This window comes from Cellulomonas fengjieae, assembly GCF_018388465.1.
Classification (GTDB): domain Bacteria; phylum Actinomycetota; class Actinomycetes; order Actinomycetales; family Cellulomonadaceae; genus Cellulomonas; species Cellulomonas fengjieae.
In genome coordinates, this window is sequence record NZ_CP074404.1 from 2,558,127 (window position 1) to 2,577,713 (window position 19,587).

Below are 19,587 nucleotides of genomic sequence, written 5' to 3' on the forward strand. Positions count from 1 at the left end.
GGTCACCGGCCTGCTGCGTCAGCGGGTGCCGAAGCGCGGGTCCTCACGGACCGCGACGTCCGCCGCCCTGCGGGGCACGGGGACGGGGTCGAGCACCGAGACGAGGAAACCGTCGGGCCGGGCCACCTCGGCGACGAGGGCCCAGGCCAGTCCGACGTCGGCACCGTCCTCGGTGACCAGGTCGACGCCCACGACCCCCGCCGGAGGTGCCGGCGGCGCAGCCGGGTCGGCGACGGCGACGTCACCACTGCCGGCCGCGAGGTCGTCGACCGACCAGGACGCGGTCGTCCCGGCGGCGAGCCGTAGCCGCCGCTCGGCGAGCACGGCACCGTCGGCGCCGAGCAGCCGCAGGGTCGCCGTCGCCTCGCCGCCGGCCGCCGGGTCGGTGTCGCCCGAGACGGCTCCGACCACGAGCGTCCCACTGGTGCCGTCCGGCACGGCGACGACCCCGCTGCGACCGACGGGGGTCGAGGCGGCCCAGGCGCGCTCGACGCTCGGGACGTCGTCCAGCTCGCCGACGGTTCCGGGACGCGTCAGCACGGCGGCGGCGAGCACGGGCTCGTCGGCGTCCACCACGACGGTGTAGGCACCCGCGGGCAGGCCGCCCAGCGGGATGTCGGTCACCTCACCGGGCACCAGGGCCAGCGCCTCGGCGCCGGGCAGCACGGTGGCGCCCGCCGGTCCGAGCAGCGTGACCCGCGCCGTGGTGGCCGTCTCCCCCGGCACGAGCAGCCGGAGCGCGGAGACCGCCGGGTCGTCGACCGCCGAGGTGACCACCGCGACACCGGGCACCACCTGTCGGCGCGCCGGCGCCGCTCCCGGCACCACCAGATCGGTCCCGGCTGGGGTGAAGCCGTCGAGGGCCGAGTCCTGGACGTGCACGCCGACCCGGCCCCCGGTCGCGGTCACGTGCAGGGCGAGGCGGCGCTGCTCGGCGGCCACGCCGCCCAGGACCACCACGCGCTGCGCGCCGGGTGCCACGAGGAAGCGCTCGCCCGACAGGTCGACGGGACCGGACGGGCCCCAGAGCTCGAGGGTGACCTCGGCGGGCGTCGACCCGGCGTTGTCCAGGACGAGCTGTGCGGTGCTGGTGAGGTCGGTGGCACCCCCAAGCAACCACGCGTCGGCGGTCGGCTGCTGGCACGACGCCGCGGAAAGGCCGCGCAGGTCCCCCGCGGTGACCAGGCCGGCGGCCGACGCGGCGACGCGGGCGGGAGCGGCGCCGGGCTCGGCGAGCACGACCTGAGGTCCGGAGGTCCCGGTGACCACGGCAGTGCTGCCGCCCGGGGCGAGCGTCGCCGTCGTCGCGGACCGATCGAGCGATCCGACGGTCCCGGCCGAGCCCGGCTCGCCGTCGGGGACGGACGTGACCGCGGTGACGGTCGTCACGGGGTCCACGGGGGTCGGGTCGAAGGCCGAGTCCCCGCGCCCGGTGTCGTCCGGCTGGATCAGTGGGCCTGCGCACACGAGGGTCGAGAGGGCGGGCGGCACGGAGATCCGTGCGGCGGCGACGGGGTCGTCGGACGAGCCGGGCATCCGGGCACCCGCCACCACGACGGCGACCGTCAGGCCCACGACGACCAGCCCCGACGCGGCCCGGGAGCTCCGCCCCCACCACACGGACCGCGTGCCGGGCACGCCTTCCCCGCTCATGTGCGCACCCCTCGGCGACGGCGCACCGGCGCCGCCAGCAGGAGCGTGACCAGGGCGACCAGGCCCTGCACCGCGAGCCAGGGCGTGCGGTCGGGACTGTCGTACCGGACCTCGAGGTCTCCGCCGTCCGCGCCGAGCGCGAACGTCTGGCGCCAGCCGCCCTCCACCGCACGCAGGGGCCGACCGTCGAGCCAGGCGTGCCAGTGCGGATCGGCACGCTCGGCGAGGACCAGCAGCCGGGCCGCGTCGCCGGCCGGCAGGGCCGTGTCCACGGTGCGGTCGCGCGAGGCCACCGGCACGACGGGCACGGTCGGGTCGGTGACGTCCGCGCTGACGGGCACGACGCGCGCCCACGCCGGGACCACGCTCGGTGCCTGCCCCCCGGCCACGGCGGCGGTCGCCTGAACCCGCCACAGCGTCCCGGTCGCGTTCTGCGTCACCCGCTCCAGGCCGGCCGTCGAGTCGAGCCTGCTGACGAGCTCGTCGCGCTGCGCCTGCGCGACCTGGGGGTCGACGCCGCCGAGGTCGTCGGGAACGGGGGGCACGACCACGTCGGCCACCGCCAGGGCGGCGAGCTCGCCCGCCACGTCTCCGGTCGCCGCCGTCGCCAGTCGCGCGACGAGCGCGTCCACCTCCAGGGTCGCGGCATCGGCAGCGGTCGGGTCCGGCGTGAGCAGGTCACCGCTCAGGGCGCGGGTCGACCCCGAAGCGGCCTGGTCGACGAGCTGCGGACCGTCACCGCGCATCAGCTGCCAGGTGACCGTGGAGACCTCGGCGTCGACGCTGGGCTCGAGGCTGACGGTGAGCACGCGGGACGAGAGGTCCGAGACCTGCGCCTGTCGGCCGACGGCGGGCACGATCGCCCGCTCGATGCTCCGCAGCCCGACGGCGTCGCCGCTGCGGGCCTGCCAGGTCCACGTGCCGAGCCAGGCGACCGGGACGACGACGGCGACGGCCGTGACCAGTGCGACCACGGGCTGGCGCCAGCCGAACGTGTAGTGCGCGAGCCGGACCCGGAGCTGGTCCGCGCCGATGACGGCCGCCGTCAGCAGGCCGGCGCCGGCCAACGAGAGCGGGGGCCCGGCCCAGCCGTGGACCACGACGCCGTCGGACACGGTGACCGGGATCGCGACGACCAGGGTGGCCGTCGCGGCACCCAGTGCCGCGACGATCCACGCGCCGCGCACCGCGCGCGAGACCGGGGCGCCCCGCAGGAGCGCGAGCCCGGCGAGGAGCAGCACCACGGCCCCGAGCGCGAGCGGCCACCCCTGCGCGAGCACGGGCGGTAGGCCGTCGGGGACGAGCGAGGACGCGTCGGCCGGGACGCCGAGCAGCCGGCTCACCGGGCCCGCGGGGTCCGACGCGCTCTGCAGGCCCGGGTCCGCGACGAGCAGGCGCCAGCCCGCGAGCCCACGCCCCGCCGCCTCCACGAGCGTCGGACCGAGCAGCGCGAGCGCCGGCACGGCCACGAGCAGCACCCGACCGCGGCCGCGCGGGGCACACAGGGCCACGACGCAGAGCGCGAGGATGCCCGGGACAAGCAGGACCGGGGCGCCGGCGACGACGAACGCGAAGGCGATCGAGGCGGCTGCGGCGGCGGTGATGGACCCCGTCGGGTCCGGTGCCCCCACCCGCGCCGGCGCGGGCTCGACCACGGCCGGGACGTCGCCGCTCACCCGGGGGGTGGGCACCGTGGGAGTGCCGCGGACCGGCGTCTCCACCTCGAGCTCGGTCACCCCGTCCTGCCGCTGCGCCGTCGCGACGCCGGACAGCACCTGGTCCACCCGCTGCACGCCGACCGCCCGGGCGAGGCCGAGGGCCAGCCACGGCAGCGCGACGTGGGCCAGGACGCCGCCGAGCCGCCCGTCACCCAGGCTCAGGAGCAGGACGGGCGCGCCGGCCCAGACGACGGCGGCCCACGCGCGCACACCGACCGAACGCGTCGCCGCGCCGGCTGCCGCCCACGCACCGACGCCGGCGAGGACCACCGAACCGAGCAGCAGCACGGCCACCGCGGCCGACGTCGACCCGCCGACGAGTGCCGTGGGCGCAGCCAGCATGGTCAGCAGGGCGTCGGCCGGGCCGGGTCCGCCCAGCCCGCCCGCGACCCAGCCGGACGTGGCGGTGGACCACAGCTCGCCGAGCCGCGCGGAGGCGGGCAGCAGGGCGTCGCCGACCAGGCTCGCTCCGCCCGCGACGGGGCCGAGCAGCGCGCCGAGCGCCGAGCCGACGGTCAGCACCAGGACGCCGACGACCGCGGCCAGCACGGTGCGCCGCCGCGTCGCCAGCGCGGCCAGCTCCCGCAGCTCGAGCTCGCTGGGCGCCTGGACCACGCGCCGGGCCTCGGCCCGCGCCAGGCGGCGGTCGTGCGCCTGCGACCAGACGTCGCGCCATCCGGCCTGCAGGGGCCGCAGGTCGCGCCGCGGCATGCGTCGGCTGCGGGCGGCGCGGCGGCGCGCGCGCAGGATGCCGTCCGGCCGGGCCAGGGCGCCCAGCGCCGCGCGCACCTCGTCGACGGCCATGCCGGGCTGCTTGACGGCGAGCTGGCACAGGGCGCGCACGACGGCGGCGAGCAGGGCGAAGACCACGACCACGGGCAGCAGCGGCAGCGGTGCGGCGACGAGGCGGCTGTGCACCAGCGCACGGCGGCGGGCGGCGAACGAGCGGCGGGGGTCGGCGCGGTCGTCCTCCCCGTCGCCGTCGACGTCGACGGGCTCACCGGCGCCCGAGGCGGTGGAGCGCAGGCCGAGGTAGCCGGCCTGCGCGTGGCGGACCACGGCCGACGGGACGACGACGACCCGATGACCGGCCAGCCGGGCGCGCCGCGACAGGTCGAAACCGTCGCCGAACGGGCCGAGGAGGGGATCGGTGCCGCCGAGCTCGTCCCAGACGTCGCGCCGCACGAGCGCGCCGACGATGCCGACACCGAGGACGTCGTCGCGGCCGTCGTGCTGGCCCTGGTCCAGCTCCCCCGGCTCGACGTCGGTCATCCGGCGGCCGGACCTCGAGGTGCGCAGGCCCACCTCGAGCAGCCGCTCCGGATCGGTCCAGGTGCGCTGCTTGACCCCTGCGACCCCGACGGACCGCGCACGGCCGACGGCGCGGACCAGCTCGGACAGGGCGGTGGGTGCGGGCGCGCTGTCGTCGTGCAGGAGCCAGAGCCAGCTGGTGGCGGGGCCGTCGTCCGCGTCGAGGGCACGGCGCACGGCGTGCCCGAAGGTCCGGGCGCCGGGCGCGTGCACCACCCGCAGCACGGCGGGCGTGCCCTGGACGGCGGCGAAGGCGCTGTGCAGGAGGTGCCCGAGGTCGTCGGTCCCGTCGGAGACGTCCACCAGCAGGACCCGCACCGGGCGTCGGGTCTGGGCGGCGAGCGCCTCGAGCGTGGTGGGGAGGTATGGGGTGAGTCCGTGCGTGACGACCACTGCGGACACCGGCGTCGTCACCGGTGTGGGAGAGGTCGCGGTGGGCAGGTCCACCGGCAGGAGCGTGTCCGTCATGACCGGAACATCATGCCGTCGCACGGGACGAGGCCCGCGCGCGACACTCCCGGCCGGCGAAGACCGTCAGACGACACGCCGCTTGAGCTTGCGCCGCTCGCGCTCGGACAGCCCGCCCCAGATGCCGAAGCGCTCGTCGTTCGCCAGGGCGTAGTCGAGGCACTCGGAGCGCACGTCACATCCCGTGCACACCTTCTTGGCCTCGCGGGTCGAGCCGCCCTTCTCGGGGAAGAACGCCTCAGGGTCGGTCTGCGCGCACAGTGCCCGCTCCTGCCAGCCCATCGGTCCCTCGTCGTCGAGGGCTCCGAAGATGGGCAGGACGTTCGACGCGTGCGTCTGTGCACTCGTGCGTGCGTCCGTGGGAAAGATCTCGTCGTTGTCGAGCAGGTTCCACATGCGTGCCTCCGTGCGTCCTCTTGGTTCTGCTGCTCGTTCAGGCTCGGCGTGCGACGCTCTTCCGGGTGCCGCGTGTGGTGCTCGCGCATGAATCCGTTCTAAGGAATTACACGCGTGTCGTTCTCGTTGGTCAAGCCGAGACGTGGTAACTGTCCGTTTTCTCCGGGTGAACTTTCACACGTCGGGCGTGTCGGCGTGTCGGCCTAGGCTGTCCCGGTGCCCGCGACCACCACGTCTGACCTGCTCCATCTCCTCACGCGCGAGCCGGGCCGCCCCCGGATCACCTGGTACGGCGACGGCGGCGAACGGGTGGAGCTGTCCGGCGCGGTGCTGGAGAACTGGGTGAGCAAGACCACCAACCTGCTGGTCGAGGAGTTCGACGCGGGACCCGGCACGCGCGTCCGGCTGGACCTGCCAGGGCACTGGCGGACCCTCGTGTGGGCCCTGGCCACGTGGCGCACCGGCGCCGAGGTCGTCATGACCGACCGGGACGACGAACCCGTCGGTCTCGTCGTCTCGGACCGGCCGGACCGCTGGCCGTCGGCCGACCCCCTCGTCGTCGTCGCGCTCCCCGCGCTGGCCCGCAGCTTTCCCGGCGCCCTGCCGCCGCGGGCGATCGACGCCGCCGCGGCCGTCATGACCTACGGCGACGTCGTGGGCTGGGCGCCCGCGACCGAGGCGGGTGCGAGCGCGCTGCCCGGCGTCGCGCACGGGGCCCTCCTGGCGCACGCGCAGTCGGCGTTCCCCGCGGACGCCGCGGGACGCGTGCTGCTCGACGCCGGCGCCGATCGCTCGTCCGACGTCCTCGTGCGGACCCTGGCCACCCTGGCGCGGAACGGCTCGGTCGTGCTCACCTCCGCCGCGGTGGCCGACGAGCTCCGGCACGACGAGCCCCGGCGTGCGCGCCTGGTCGACAGCGAGCGGATCACGGACGACGAGCTGGGCTGAGCCCCTCCGCCGGACGGGTCAGGGGACGTCGGCCTGCACGATGGTCCCGGCGCCGCGCACCGTCAGCGCGCCGTCCCGCGCGGGGACGAAGGCCACGTGCCCGCGCTCCAGCTCGAGCGTGCCGTCGTGGGCGGTGGACACGGTGAGCCGTCCGTCGAGGCACAGCAGCACACGCGGACCGCGACCGGGCAGGGGATGGACCCCGTCGTCGTCGATCTGGGTCACGGAGAGCTCGAAGTCGTCGACCGGCGCGTAGTACACCTTCGTGGCTCCGTGGAAGACCTCGGGAGCGATGCGGATCGGCGGGGCGGCCACGTAGTCGACGTTGCGCAGCAGCTCCGGCACGTCCACGTGCTTGGGGGTCAGGCCCGCACGCAGCACGTTGTCGGAGCTGGCCATGATCTCCACCGCGACGCCGTGCAGGTAGGCGTGCACTCCCCCGGCCGGGACGAACATCGCGTCCCCCGGCTGGAGCGTGACCGGGTTGAGCAGCAGCGAGGTCACGACCCCGGGGTCACCCGGGTACTCCCGCTGCAGGAGCACCACGGTGCGGTCCGCACGCGGTGAGGGAGATCCGGCGGCGAGGCGCGCGGCGCACGCCTCCGCCAGCTCCCGGACCTCGTCGACGCTGGGCGTGGTCGCGGGCTCGAGCAGCTGGGTGAACGCCGCCCGGATCCCCGCCGGGGACGGGTCCGCGACGAGGATCCCGTGCAGCTCCTTGGCGAGCGGCGCGTCCAGCCCCACCAGGAGCTCGGCCGCACGTCGCGGTGCGCGGAACCCGCACATGGCCTCGAACTGCGTCAGCGCGTAGACCAGCTCGGGCTTGTGGTTGGTGTCGCGGTAGTTCCGATGGGGCGCGTCGATCGGGATCCCCGCGAGGTCCTCCTCCGCGTACCCCTGCCGCGCGCGCTCGATGTGGGGGTGGACCTGCAACGAGAGCGGACGCTCGGCCGCGATCACCTTGAGCAGGTACGGCAGCGACGAGCCGAACCTGTCCACCACGTCCTGCCCCAGCGACCCCTCGGCGTCGCGTGCGATCAGCTGAGGCAGGGTGAGCAGGTCGCCGTCGAGGCCTCGGGACGGTGACGACGGGTGCGCCCCCATCCACGCCTCCGCGATCACGCCGGTCGCGTCGTGACCGAAGAGGTCATGGATCGCGGTGTGCGACCCCCAGGCGTACGCCTGCGTCGCGTGGGAGATTCGGTGCACGGGTGACCCCATCGATCGAAGAACGGTTCCGAGCATGCTACCGGGGTCATTTTCTCGCTGACGTCGCTATACGCCACACTGTCTGCCCATGCGAGGAATCATCCTGGCCGGAGGCTCCGGTACGCGGCTGCATCCCATCACGCTCGGGGTGAGCAAGCAGCTCGTCCCGGTCTACGACAAGCCGATGATCTACTACCCCCTCTCCACGCTGATCCTCGCCGGGATCCGCGACATCCTGGTGATCACGACACCCCACGACGCCGCCCAGTTCGAGCGCCTGCTCGGGGACGGCTCCCAGTTCGGCGTCTCGATCACGTACACGGTCCAGGCGGAGCCGAACGGCCTCGCTCAGGCGTTCGTGCTCGGCGCGGACTTCGTCGGCTCCGACTCGGTCGCCCTGGTCCTCGGCGACAACATCTTCTACGGGGCCGGCCTCGGCTCCCAGCTGGAGCGGTTCGAGGACATCGACGGGGGCGCCGTGTTCGCCTACCGCGTCGCCGACCCCACCTCGTACGGGGTCGTGGAGTTCGACGACGCCGGCCGCGCGCTCTCGCTCCAGGAGAAGCCCGCCGCCCCGCGGTCCAACTACGCGGTGCCGGGCCTCTACTTTTACGACAACGACGTCGTCGCCGTCGCGCGCGACCTCAAGCCGTCGGACCGTGGCGAGTACGAGATCACCGACGTCAACCGCTGGTACCTCGAGCAGGGCCGGCTGCAGGTCGAGGTGCTCCCGCGGGGCACCGCGTGGCTGGACACCGGGACGTTCGACTCCCTTCTCGAGGCCTCGGACTTCGTGCGCACGATCGAGCACCGGCAAGGGCTCAAGGTCGGCTGCCCGGAGGAGGTCGCCTGGCGGCGGGGCTTCCTGTCCGACGACGAGCTGCGCGCTCGTGCCGGCGCACTCGTCAAGTCCGGCTACGGGTCGTACCTGCTCGGCCTGCTCGCCTGATGGTCACGACGGCCGACGTCCGACCGAGCAGCAGCATCCTGGACCGCGCCACCGGCTGGTTCGGTGTGGGGTCGTGGCGCCTGCTCCTCGCGGGCTTCGTCGCGGCGTCGCACCTGTGGAGCCGGATGGTCCAGGGCCCGGCCGCGTACGCCGTGTGGGGCTTCTACGTGCTCAGCGGTTACCTGATGACGTACGTCCTGATCGAGAAGTACGGGTTCTCGGCCAAGGGCATTCGCAACTACGCGTTCAACCGCTTCCTACGCATCTACCCCGGCTACTGGATCGCAGTCATGATCGGCGTCGTCGTGATCACCGTCGTCACGTCCCGCGGAATCGACCCGACGGCGCTGAACCCTGAGTTCTACCTTCCCCAGGGGTGGTACTGGCTCAATCCGCTGACACTCTTCCCACTCTTCCCGCACTCGGGACTGCCGGTCGCCGTCTCGTCCGCGCTCGCCATCGAGATCGGCGCCTATCTCCTGATGCCGCTCCTGGCCAAGGCGCGAGCGGCCGCCTGGATGACGGCCATCACCGCGCTCCTCGCCGCCTTGGCGCTCGGTTTCGGCCTGGACTCGTTCGCCGTCCGCTACGCGACCCTGCTTCCCTGCCTGCTCCCGTTCGCCGTCGGCGCGCTCCTGTGCCACTACCGATCGACGCTCCTGCGGTTCGTCGCGCCGCGCACGAGCCTGGTCGTGTGGCTCGTCCACGCGGTGTTGTGGTGGCAGTTCCCCTACTGGCCCTGGACCTACGGGCTCTACTCGTCGATGGTGCTCTCGGCCTGGGTGACGCTCTCCCTCACCGCTCGCAGGTCCGGCCGTGCTGACACGCTGTTCGGCGACCTCTCGTACCCCGTCTATCTCCTGCACACCGCGGTCGGTGCGTGCTTCCTCGGCATCTGGGGCTACGACCGACCGTTCCGCTTCTTCGCCCTCTCGATGGCGGTGACGCTCGTGGCCTCGTGGTTGCTCATGACGTTCGTGGAACGCCCGTTGTACCGGTTGAAACGTCCCGCCGCGCGTCGCGAACCCTCCGCCGATGTCGGCGCGTCGGATCCGGCGCCCGATCTCGTTCCGTCTCCTGCTGGCACCATCACCGCATCAGAAGCGGACAGTCGAACGTCCTGACAACACGGTCGGGCGTCTCCCCCCGTGCCGATGAACGACCTGGGCCGGGCACTCCTCTCGGGGCGGGCGGAGCTCATCGATACGTTCACGCGGGTCGTCGACAGCGGCTTGCTGGTCCACAGGCTCGAGCACCGCGCGTTCGAGGACGAGCTCGCCGCATTCCTCGGGGTGGATCCGCTCGAGGGCAACACGGTGGGCGCGCCGCCCCCCACTCGCACGGATCTCGGCGCGCGGCGCCCGGGCGACGCAGCGGCACGTCGAGCTCTCGCTCGACGGGCAAGGGCTCGCCGACGCAGCCCGGAGCCAGCCGTCAGGAGACGGCGTCGTCGACGTCCCGGCTCAACGAGCCCTCGGGTCCGGTGGCGTCGTCGAGGGCGTTCCCGAGACGCTCGAGGCGCAGCCGCAGCAACGCGGTCTGCTCCGCCAGCGACTGGTTCTCGTGCTCGAGCTCGCTCACCTCTGCGCTGATCTGGACGCAGACCACCAGCAGCACGAGCATGCCGAGGAAGAACACGAGATTGATGGGCGTCGTGATGCCGACCAGGTCGGCCAGCCACGCAGTGACACCGGGGAAGACGGCAGCGACGAGCACGACGAGCGCGATGACGATCCAGAAGCCGGCGTACTTCTCGCGCAGACGACGGCGCCGCATCAGCTCGAACATGAACACGAGCGTCACGAGGGCGCCGAGGAGGGCAAACAGGTGGCCGCTCATACGACAGCAGCCTCCGAGGGGACGATCCGCTCCCTGCGGCGGAGAAGCGAGACCGCGAGCGCGAGGCAAGCACGGGCGAGGTACACCGTGGCCTTGAAGGGGCTCTGCGACGGCCGACCGGCCGATCGCTCGCGCATCGACACGCCGATCTGCTCGATGCGCAGCCCGTTGCGGGCCGCGAGGACGAGCGACTCGACGGTGTCACCGAGGTACTCCGCCGGGTAGTGGAAGGCGAAGAGCTCGACGGCGCGCGGCCCGGCCCCACGGAAGCCGGACGTCGTGTCGGTCAGGCGCGTCGACGCCACGCGGCTAAGCACACCTGCCAGGAGCCACATGGCCCACCGTCGGGGCCCGCGGGCCTCGTACTGGCCTGTGCCGGCGAACCGAGCGCCGATCACGACGTCCGCGTCCGCGAGCCGCTCGACGATGCGCGGCACGTCGCGCGGATCGTGCTGCCCGTCCGCGTCGACCTGGACCACGATCTCGTGCCCCTGCTCGAGCGCGTACCTGAAGCCGGCGCGCATGGCACCACCGACGCCGAGGTTGAACGGGAGTTGGAGGACGTCCACACCGTTGGCACGTGCCAGGGCGGAAGAACCGTCATGCGACCCGTCGTCGACGACGAGCACCGCGACACCGGGAAGGTGCTCACGGATCTCCGCAAGCACGATCGGAAGGGCCTCGCGCTCGTTCCACGCAGGTAGGACGACGAGCACGCGCGCATCAAGGGGGGCGGACACGGCCGTTAGACTACCGTCCAGTAGGCGGCCGCCTGCACGATCCATCCGTCACAATGGGGCACCACCCCCCGCACCCACCGCACCGCAGCGCGCGGGCACGGACCGAGGAGCAACGCCTCATACGAGCGGCGACCACGCCGCGACCCGACCACGGCACCGCCGCCCCCGCGGTGCCACGTCCGGGCACGACGAACCGTGGCCCGCGACGACGCGCCTCCCCCCAGGGCACGTCCGCCCGCGCGACGTCCGCGCGAGCCGGTGGGCGAACGACCACTCCCCCATCCATCGACGCGAAGGAACACCGTGCAGGCCCTGCTCCAGACAGACGCGCCCACGCGACGTCCGCGCACCGACCGCCTGCCCGGGGTGCCGACCCTCGTGCTGCGGGCGTCCGTCGGGGCGCTCGTGACAGCTGCCGCCGTCGTCGCGCTCCGCTCCGTGCCGTCGACGCGCCTCGTGGCAGGGATCCTCGTCCTTGCGGCGCTCGTCGTGCTCACGCCCGTCGCGCGCACCCTCAGCCGGCGGCTCCTTCTCGTCGGGACCGCGCTGCTCGGCTGGGTCCAGGTGCTGTGGTGGCTCGACCTGTCGGCACTGCCGATCGATCGCACCTCGCTGCTCCTGGCGGCCTGGAGCGCAGCGCTGACCGCCTGGGTACTGGCGGGTCGCCGACCACGGCAGCGGGTGGCCGCACTCGTCCCCACCGTTCGCGCTGTCGACGCCATCCCCGTCGTGGGCGCGGGCGTCGCGCTCGCGGCGCTTTCCGACCGCCTGCTCGTGCGGGACCCGGCGCGAGCCCTCGACACCCTTCTCGGCGGTTGGGACAACGCGGGCCACTTCGCCATGTTCCATATGATCCGCCTGCGCGGGACCACCGTCGCCGAGCAGGTCCCTCCGGTCGACGCGGCCTCCTGGGGGTATGCCGACTACCCGCAGGGCTACCACGCCCTCGCCGCTTCGGTCGCAGAGCTCCTGGCCGGGGCTCATGACGGCGGCGGGCCCATGCTCGAGCTGCTCCTCTTCTCGCGGGCGACGGCGATCATCGCGATCGCCGGCTGCCTCGTGGTCCTCGCGGGCGTCTGCAGCCTCGAGCCGCTGCGCCGCATGGCCGTCGCGCTCCCTGTGGCCGCGGTCGTGCTCACGGCGCTGTCCCTCGGCACGGGGTACGAGCTGCTGCGATGGGGCTTCCCCAACTTCTTCCTGGCCACGACCCTTGCGGCCGCGCTCTTCTTCGTCACCTATCGCAGCCAGGGCCCTCGTGACCTCCCGATGCTCGTGGCGGCGACCGGCGCCGTCGTGGGGATCGTGCACGGCTGGTTCCCACTGGCCGCGATCGCCGGCCCGCTGGCCCTCGCCGCGTTCGGCCCTTTGCGCCGGTCGACGTGGCACCTGAGCCGGGCACGGTGGACAAGTGTCGGCGTACTCGCGGTGTGCACCCTGGCGGCGGTCTACTACAGCCGCACGATCCTCGGTGAGGTCGACACCCGGACCTCGATCGGCCTCGATGGCGGCTTCCCGGCCGAGGACCACGGCATCGTCATCGCCGTGGTGTGCGTGACGCTGTGTCTCAGCGTCCTGCGGGCAGCCACCCGACGCCGGGGCGACGCGTTGGCCGACCCGCACGCATGGGCCACCGTCCTCGCGGTCACCGCGGGGACCGGCGCCGCCGTCTTTCTCGCGGTGTACCAGCAGACGAACTTCGGCAAGCTCACGTACTACCTCTGGAAGTTCGAGTCCGGGCTGCTGCTCGCCTGCACCCTCATCGGGGCCGCGCTCCTCGGGCTCCTCGGCGCGCGACTGCTCGCCCCCACCGGCGTGGCCCAGCGCCGCACGACGCTCGTCGCGTCCTCGGTGGCGGCGCTCGGCCTCACGCAGTCGATGGGCATGGTTGTCCCCAACCTCGACGGCACAAGCATCATCACCTCGATCACCTCCCCGAGGCCCGAGCCGTTGGCGCTGCCCGCCCAGGTCGACCGGCTCGTCGCCACGGGCGACCTCATCGAGGCGACCGAGGCCGCGGCACGCAGGCCGGACGCGATCGTCGTGTACCTCGCCTACCCGACCGACTACCGCTCGATCGGCCGCAACACGCAGCAGTGGCTCCTGGGGCTCACCGACCGGTGGACCGACGTCGGCCAGCGCACCTACAGCGCGATGCCGGACGGGGTCCCCGGGACACCGGAGGAGGCTGCACAGTTCGCGGGCGAGCTGCTGGAGACCTCGCCCCGAGTCGTACTGGCCGTCAGGGCGGAGTCGGCCGACCAGATCGTGCCGATCCTCGTCGCAGCCGACCCGGCGTACGCGGACCGCATCGAGGTGATCGGCTGACGGTCGCGGGCGGTGACCGGAGACACCTGCGGGTAGCTCCTGGCCGCCCAACTGCAGCAGAGGGACGGCCTCGGTACGCCGATGGTGAGGGCGTGACGCCGAGCAGAACCTTCCCGGCAAGGCGGTCGTGCCCCACCTGACAGCCGCGGGCCGGATGTCGGGCGCGGCGCCCGGCAGCGTCCTTCGTCGCCCCGTGCCGAGGAGCAGCGCGACCGCCGAGAGGGCCCGGAGGGCGTGGCCCGCCCACTCGCGGCGACGGACCGTGACACACCGGTCGACGCCCCTATCCCGCTCGTGCCGGACAGGATGCCCCTCTAGCGCCGATGACGAGGGGCCTCGACGGCGCGGCACAGCGATCGGACGCGGCCCTACACGTCTGCCAGCCCCGCCCCCGGCCGCGGGAAGACCCACAGGCGGTACAGGACGTAGTTCCACACGGTCTGCGCCGCCGTCACCGTCGCCTTCCCGGTCGCGTACCCCAGGCCGGCGCGCTGGAACCACTCGACCACGACGACGTTGATGACCGTGTTGACGAGCAGAAGCGCGCCGTAGCGCACGAGCGCGTGCCCTGCCGGCAGGTCCGAGCCGAACGCGAACCGGCGCTGAAGCCAGAAGTTCGCGAAGACGCTGCCCCAGAACCCTGCGGCCGTGGCGAGCCAGAGCGGCGCGCCGACGACCCGGTACACGAGAGCCAGGAGTCCGAGGTCGATGAGGAACGACAGGCCACCCACGCCCAGGTAGCGCACCGCCGAGGAGTCGAGAAGCCTGCTGCGCGGAGATACCTGGTACCGCTCCCGCGTCATTCTCCCTCGATCGTTTTGGTGTGGCAGATGCGCCCGGAAGACTACCTCACGGATACCGGCCGACATGGCGCGACGACCTCGTGCACGCGTCAGGGCCCCCGCCGACCGGCGGGGGCCCTGATGTCGCTCCCGTCAGGACGCGACGGCCGCGCTCTCCGATAGGCCTGCACGCACGTCGTCACGGGTCGGGAGCAGGTCCGCGAGCAGCTCGGTGAATCTCGCGGTCCCGAAGACCTGCTCGATGTGGTCGCGTGCCGCGTGCGAGAGTGCCGTCCAGGTCTCGTCGTCCTCGAGCAGCGTGAGCACACCCGCCGCGAAGCCGGCCGCGTCGTCGGCGACGACGGCGGTCTCGCCGTCCCGGATATCCATGCCCTCGGCACCGACGGGGGTCATGACGACCGGGACGCCGTGCGACATCGCCTCGCCGATCTTGCCCTTGACCCCAGCTCCGAAGCGCAGCGGGGCGATGACGACGCGTGCACCCGCATACAGCGGCGCCAGGTCCTCGACCCAGCCGTGGTACGTCACCCCGGGCGGGGCGGACTCGACGAGCTCGGGGAGCGGGTCCCGCCCCACGACGTCGACGCGCAGGCCCGGACGCGCCGCCTCGAGGAGGGGCAGCACCTCCGACGTGAACCACCGCAGCCCGTCGGCGTTCGGCGGGTGCGCGAAGGAGCCGACGAACAGCACGCCCTCGCGGCCCTGGGGTGTCACGTCTGCGGCATCGGGACGTTGCTCGTGCACGGTGGGCAGCACGCGTACCCGCGCCTCGGGCACGAGGGTGGTCAGCAGGTCGCGCTCGAACGACGACACGACCACGGTCGCGTCGGCGGCACGGACCATCGCGAGCTCGAGCTCACGCAGCGCCACAGCCTTGGGCGGCAGCCCTTCGAGCCCAGCGAGCTGGGCCGCCCGCTCCTCGCGCAGGAAGTGCAGGTCCACGGTGTCGAACACGAGCGGGACCTCGGGCACCAGACTGCGGACCTGGACGACGTACCCCCACGCGACCGTGACACGCGAGGCCACGACGGCGACGAGGTCCTCCCGTAGCTCGATGAGCAGCGTGCCGAGGTTCCCGTGCCCGTAGAGCACCTCGACGCCCATGTCCTGCAGGGTGCGCGTGTAGGGCTCGCTGCGGTGCCGGTTGTCAGGGACGAAGAAGACCGCAAAGCCCAGCTGCCTGAGGGCGCGCATCATGGCGAGCATGCGCACCGAGCCGGCGTCCTCGTCGGCACGCGGCACGTAGTGGTCGATGACGACAACGATGCCGTTGCCGTGCAAACGGCGCGCCGCCCGCTGGACGAGCGCAGCGTCCGGCGGCAGGTGGAGCGCCAGCTCACTCGCCCACTTCTCCTGGAACTTCGCACGGTTGACGACCTGGTAGGCCTTGATCCCCGAGGTCTCGTCCGTGCCGTGGGAGATGCCCTCGTCGTGGACGACCACAGAGGTCGGCTCGTAGACGGTCCGCAGGCCCAGCGCCCGGACGGAGAACGCGAGGTCCGCGTCGTCGTAGTAGGCGGGAGCGAACCGCGTGTCGAGGCCGCCGAGGCGCTCGAGCACCTCGCGACGCACCATGATCGACGCGCCGGAGACGTAGTCGACGTCCCGCCGGTAGGTGAACGCGGGGTCCTCCGGCTCGCAGAACTTGCCGTAGTTCCACCCCGAGGCGTCGGAGAAGATGATCCCGCCGGCCTCCTGGAGGCGGCCGTCGGGGTAGATCAGACGCGAGCCCACGAGCCCCACGGTCGGGTCATCCATGACCCGCACCAGAGGCTCGAGCCAGTCGGGGTCGACACGGGTGTCGTTGTTGAGCAGGACCACGAGCTCGCCGCGCGCCGCAGCGATGCCACTGTTGCACGCGCCGACGTAGCCCGTGTTCACCTCGTGCGCCACGACACGGACGCCCTCGACCTCGCGGAGCCGGGCGAGCGAGTCGTCCGGTGAGCGGTCGTCGACCACGACGACCTCGAAGGGCACGTCGCCGCGGGTCTGGGCGAGCGCACGCAGGCACCGCTCGGTGTAGTCCCACTTGCCGTAGACGGGCACGACCACGGTGACCAGGGGCTCCTGCGCCGCGGGGACCCGCAGCGGCCCCGGCGCGACGGGCGCAGCGCGTCGACCGGTCAGCACCCGCAGCAGGACCACCGTCCGCCGCAGTAGCGCGGAGTAAGCCCGCCGGCGCCGGGACCCCACGGGGGCCAACCGGTCGACGAGGCGGTAGTACCGCCCGATCGCCTTGAACGCCCGGGAGCCGCGCATCGCGGCCAGGGCGGCCTCGGCATGGTCCGCACGTGCAGCCTGGCGGCCGTAGCGCTCCTCGGCGACGCCGACGCGCTGGGCGGTGAATGCCTGGTGCGCCTCGGCCGAACGGGTCTTCTGCTCGCTGCGCCGCGCAGCCTCTTGCGCGGCGGCCACGTCGGCCGCGGCGGCGGCGGCCTCCTCCTGCGCCCGTACGAGGTCCTCCGCGGCGCGATCCAGCACCTCCTGCGCGACACGCGCCTGCTCGAGCTCCGACAGCAGGTGAGCGTTGCTCTGCTCGGCGGTGACCAGGTGGCCTCGGACCCGCTCGAAGAGGTCGGGCAGGCGCGTCCCCAGCGGCAGGTCCTCGACCGCATCGTCGAGCATGGAGGCGAGGTCGGCGCGCCGGCGGGCCGCCTCGGCGGACGGGTCGTCGTCGAGCCGGCGGCCGATGAGCGCGAAGAACTCGGCCTCCTCGTCGAGCGCGAGCTCGAGCCACTCCCCACGCTCGTCGAAGCCCGTGGCCGCGCCCAGCGCCACCGCGACGTCCCTCACGGTGGCGAAGCCGACCCAGCGGGATGGCGGTGTACGGCGGACGAGCATCGCCGCGAACCACAGCAGGCCGCGCCGCATGACGCGGTCCACGGACCACCCCGGCGCGAACCACTCCTGGTCCACGGGGACGAGGTCGTCACCCGACACGACGAGGTTGTTCGGCACGAGGTCCAGCGGGGTGCCGCCGGACAGGTCCGCCGCGGCGAGCTCCGCCCGCCACCTACGGACCAGCTCGGCGATCTCGGGGAAGCTGGCGGTCGACGCCATCTCGAGCATCGTCGGGCCCTGGACGAAGGGCTCGTCCTGTGAGCGGACGACGATCGCGGCGCCCGCGTCTGGGTCAGCGACCGGGATCCGCTCGATGCGCAGACCGTCCCCGGTGCGCACGACGCGCTTCTGGAACGCGTAGCCCTCACGGCGCGAGCGCGAGAAGTACACCGCGCCCAGGTCGTCCGGCCACAGCGTCTGGGCGCCGTCAGGCGACGCGAGCACGAGGAAGGAGTTGGCGACGTCGGCCGCGAGCCCGGCGTCGACGAACGAGCGCCAGACGAGCTCCTCGTCGGCGAGCCGCGGACGGGGCGACCGCAGGTCCGGGCTGGGGAACGCAGGGAGATTGCGGAGCAGCTCGGGCGCCGTCGCGGTGAGCGCGTCGACGTCCATGACGGCGCGGGTGAGCTTGTGGTCCGGGAAGACCGCACGGGTCGTCGGGGTCAGCCCGGCCTCGACGAACAGCGCCTCGAGCTCGGCCCGCGAGAACGTGCGGACGGCCGGCCCCGCAGGGTAGCCCTCGATGCCGTCGAAGATCCCGTCAGTGTGGTCCTCGGGTGCACCGACGAGGTACTTGACCCCCAGCTTGTTCTCGATCGCCACCGCGACCGTGCCACCGGGCTTGAGGCACCGGCCCAGGTGACGGAGGAAGTCGACGTACGGCTGGGGGTCGGCGGAGCCGGCCCCCACGTACTCGAGTACACCGACGACGACGACGACGTCGTAGGTCGGCTCGGCCGGCACGTCGTCGTGGCTGCCCATGAAGACCTCGACGTTCGCGAGGTCCCGGGTCCGCGCCCGGGCGGCCCGCGCACGGGCCATGGCTGGCTCGATTGCGTCGACGAGGCCGGCGCGCTCACCGAGGTACCGGGTGATCGCGCCCATGCCGGCGCCGATCTCGAGCACGCGGGCGTCCGGCGCGATGGCCAGGCCGCGGACGACGTTGGCACGGTCGGCATCGAGCTGGAACGCCTGGGCGGGGCCAGCGGCGTGGCGGGCGAGGTCCGTGCTCGTGGACCGCAGGTCATCCTCGCCGAGGAAGAGCTCGGTGAGCTCGTCCTCGATGCCGTCGGAGTACATGCCCGCGGAGGCACCCACCCGGATCCAGCCCTCGGCGGTCCGCAGCCCGCGCCCGCGCAGGGGCGTCTCGTGGCGCGGGGTCTGGTTCTCGGTGCTCACTTCTTGGCTCCTCGGTCGCTGTCGGTCGCCGGTGGCAGGACGTCGGCGTCGGCGCGGGGGGACAGACGATGCGGCACCGCGGAGTTGCGCGTCCGGTAGCCGGCGAGGTGGGGCGTCACAGCACACCTGCGGCGGCCTGCGACCAACGGAGGGACCAGTCAGCGATGGGCTCCAGCCCGGCAGCGACCAGGGCGTCGTGCCCGAGTACCGAGAAGGCCGGCCGGGCGGCGGGACGCGCGAACCGGTCCGACGTCGTGGGCCGGACCACGTCACGGTCGAGGCCGGCGGACTCGACGACCCGCTGGGCGAACTCGAACCACGAGCCGCTCCCGGACGACGTGCCGTGGTACGTGCCCGCACCGGCCCCGCTCGCGACGAGCCGCTCGATCAGGTCCGCGAGGTCGACGGTCCACGTCGGCTGCCCGAGCTGGTCGTCGATCACGTCGAGCGCACCGCGCTCCGCGGCCACGCGGGCGATCGTCTTGGGGAAGCACGCACCGTGCGCCCCGTAGAGCCAGGCGGTGCGGACGATGAGGTGGTTCTCGGGCGCCTCCGCGCGCACGGCCCACTCGCCGGCGGCCTTCGTGCGGCCGTACGCGTTCTGCGGGGCGATGACCGCGTCCTCGGCGTAGGGCTCGGTGGCGGCACCGTCGAACACGTAGTCCGTCGAGACCTGCACGATCCGCGCACCCGCCAGCGTCGCGGCCCGCGCCAGCAGCGCCGGGCCGACGGCGTTCACGGAGAATGCGGCGGCCTCGTTCGCCTCGGCGTCGTCGACCGCGGTGTACGCCGCGCAGTTGGCGACCACGTCGACGTCGTGCACGTGCTCGGCGACGGACTGCGGGTCGGTGATGTCGAGCTGCTCGCGGTCGAGTGCGACGACGTCGTGCCCGCGCGACTCCAGCAGGTCCACCAGGTCGCGCCCCAGCATTCCGTTCGCCCCTGTGACCAACCAGCGCACGCGGCATCCTTCCTTCGTTGTCGACGGA

At 73.4% G+C, this 19,587-nt stretch carries 13 protein-coding genes; 4 read left to right on the top strand and 9 right to left on the bottom strand.

Annotated elements, in window-relative coordinates:
- Positions 1-18: 18 nt before the first annotated feature.
- The 3 genes from KG102_RS11850 to KG102_RS11860 all read right to left on the bottom strand — a co-directional run bounded on the left by KG102_RS11850 (position 19) and on the right by KG102_RS11860 (position 5,546).
- Positions 19-1,653 carry a DUF5719 family protein gene (locus tag KG102_RS11850; RefSeq protein ID WP_208211624.1) on the bottom strand — a complete coding sequence of 545 codons (1,635 nt, stop codon included), beginning with the start codon at positions 1,651-1,653 and terminating at the stop codon, positions 19-21.
- Positions 1,650-5,150 (bottom strand): glycosyltransferase, encoded by a 3,501-nt coding sequence (locus KG102_RS11855; protein WP_208288700.1) that lies wholly within the window; start codon positions 5,148-5,150, stop codon positions 1,650-1,652. Before KG102_RS11855 ends, KG102_RS11850 begins: the two co-directional genes overlap by 4 nt.
- A gap of 66 nt (positions 5,151-5,216) precedes the next feature.
- Positions 5,217-5,546 carry a WhiB family transcriptional regulator gene (locus KG102_RS11860; protein ID WP_307802359.1) on the bottom strand — a complete coding sequence of 110 codons (330 nt, stop codon included), beginning with the start codon at positions 5,544-5,546 and terminating at the stop codon, positions 5,217-5,219.
- Between the two features lie 216 nt (positions 5,547-5,762).
- On the opposite strand from KG102_RS11860, the gene KG102_RS11865 reads away from it, so the two are divergent.
- On the top strand, positions 5,763-6,494 hold the full coding sequence (locus KG102_RS11865; RefSeq protein WP_208288698.1) for a TIGR03089 family protein: 732 nt from the start codon (positions 5,763-5,765) through the stop codon (positions 6,492-6,494).
- An 18-nt stretch (positions 6,495-6,512) separates the two neighbouring features.
- Here KG102_RS11865 and manA read toward each other — a convergent pair whose 3' ends face one another.
- Positions 6,513-7,703 carry a mannose-6-phosphate isomerase, class I gene (gene manA, locus KG102_RS11870; RefSeq protein ID WP_208288696.1) on the bottom strand — a complete coding sequence of 397 codons (1,191 nt, stop codon included), beginning with the start codon at positions 7,701-7,703 and terminating at the stop codon, positions 6,513-6,515.
- A gap of 88 nt (positions 7,704-7,791) precedes the next feature.
- Between manA and rfbA the strand changes: the two genes are divergently transcribed.
- Both rfbA and KG102_RS11880 read left to right on the top strand, forming a co-directional pair.
- The gene (gene rfbA, locus KG102_RS11875; protein WP_208288694.1) at positions 7,792-8,652 is read left to right on the top strand and encodes a glucose-1-phosphate thymidylyltransferase RfbA; all 861 of its coding nucleotides are present in this window, start codon (positions 7,792-7,794) and stop codon (positions 8,650-8,652) included.
- The gene (locus KG102_RS11880) at positions 8,652-9,776 is read left to right on the top strand and encodes an acyltransferase family protein (protein ID WP_208288691.1); all 1,125 of its coding nucleotides are present in this window, start codon (positions 8,652-8,654) and stop codon (positions 9,774-9,776) included. The genes rfbA and KG102_RS11880 overlap by 1 nt, the downstream gene beginning before the upstream one ends.
- A gap of 310 nt (positions 9,777-10,086) precedes the next feature.
- Here the strand turns inward: KG102_RS11880 and KG102_RS11885 are convergent, their stop codons facing one another.
- Both KG102_RS11885 and KG102_RS11890 read right to left on the bottom strand, forming a co-directional pair.
- Positions 10,087-10,491 (bottom strand): DUF2304 domain-containing protein, encoded by a 405-nt coding sequence (locus tag KG102_RS11885; RefSeq protein ID WP_208288689.1) that lies wholly within the window; start codon positions 10,489-10,491, stop codon positions 10,087-10,089.
- Positions 10,488-11,231, bottom strand: coding sequence for a glycosyltransferase family 2 protein (locus KG102_RS11890; protein WP_249667299.1), 744 nt, complete (start codon positions 11,229-11,231; stop codon positions 10,488-10,490). The genes KG102_RS11885 and KG102_RS11890 overlap by 4 nt, the downstream gene beginning before the upstream one ends.
- Positions 11,232-11,534: 303 nt before the next feature.
- Between KG102_RS11890 and KG102_RS11895 the strand changes: the two genes are divergently transcribed.
- Positions 11,535-13,556, top strand: coding sequence for a hypothetical protein (locus tag KG102_RS11895; protein WP_208288686.1), 2,022 nt, complete (start codon positions 11,535-11,537; stop codon positions 13,554-13,556).
- A 368-nt stretch (positions 13,557-13,924) separates the two neighbouring features.
- Here KG102_RS11895 and KG102_RS11900 read toward each other — a convergent pair whose 3' ends face one another.
- The 3 genes from KG102_RS11900 to rfbD form a co-directional block, all read right to left on the bottom strand.
- Positions 13,925-14,359, bottom strand: coding sequence for a GtrA family protein (locus tag KG102_RS11900; RefSeq protein WP_208288684.1), 435 nt, complete (start codon positions 14,357-14,359; stop codon positions 13,925-13,927).
- A gap of 132 nt (positions 14,360-14,491) precedes the next feature.
- On the bottom strand, positions 14,492-18,598 hold the full coding sequence (locus KG102_RS11905) for a glycosyltransferase (protein ID WP_208288682.1): 4,107 nt from the start codon (positions 18,596-18,598) through the stop codon (positions 14,492-14,494).
- Between the two features lie 115 nt (positions 18,599-18,713).
- Entirely contained in the window at positions 18,714-19,559 is an 846-nt protein-coding gene (rfbD, locus tag KG102_RS11910) for a dTDP-4-dehydrorhamnose reductase (protein ID WP_208288680.1), read from the bottom strand.
- Positions 19,560-19,587: the final 28 nt, after the last annotated feature.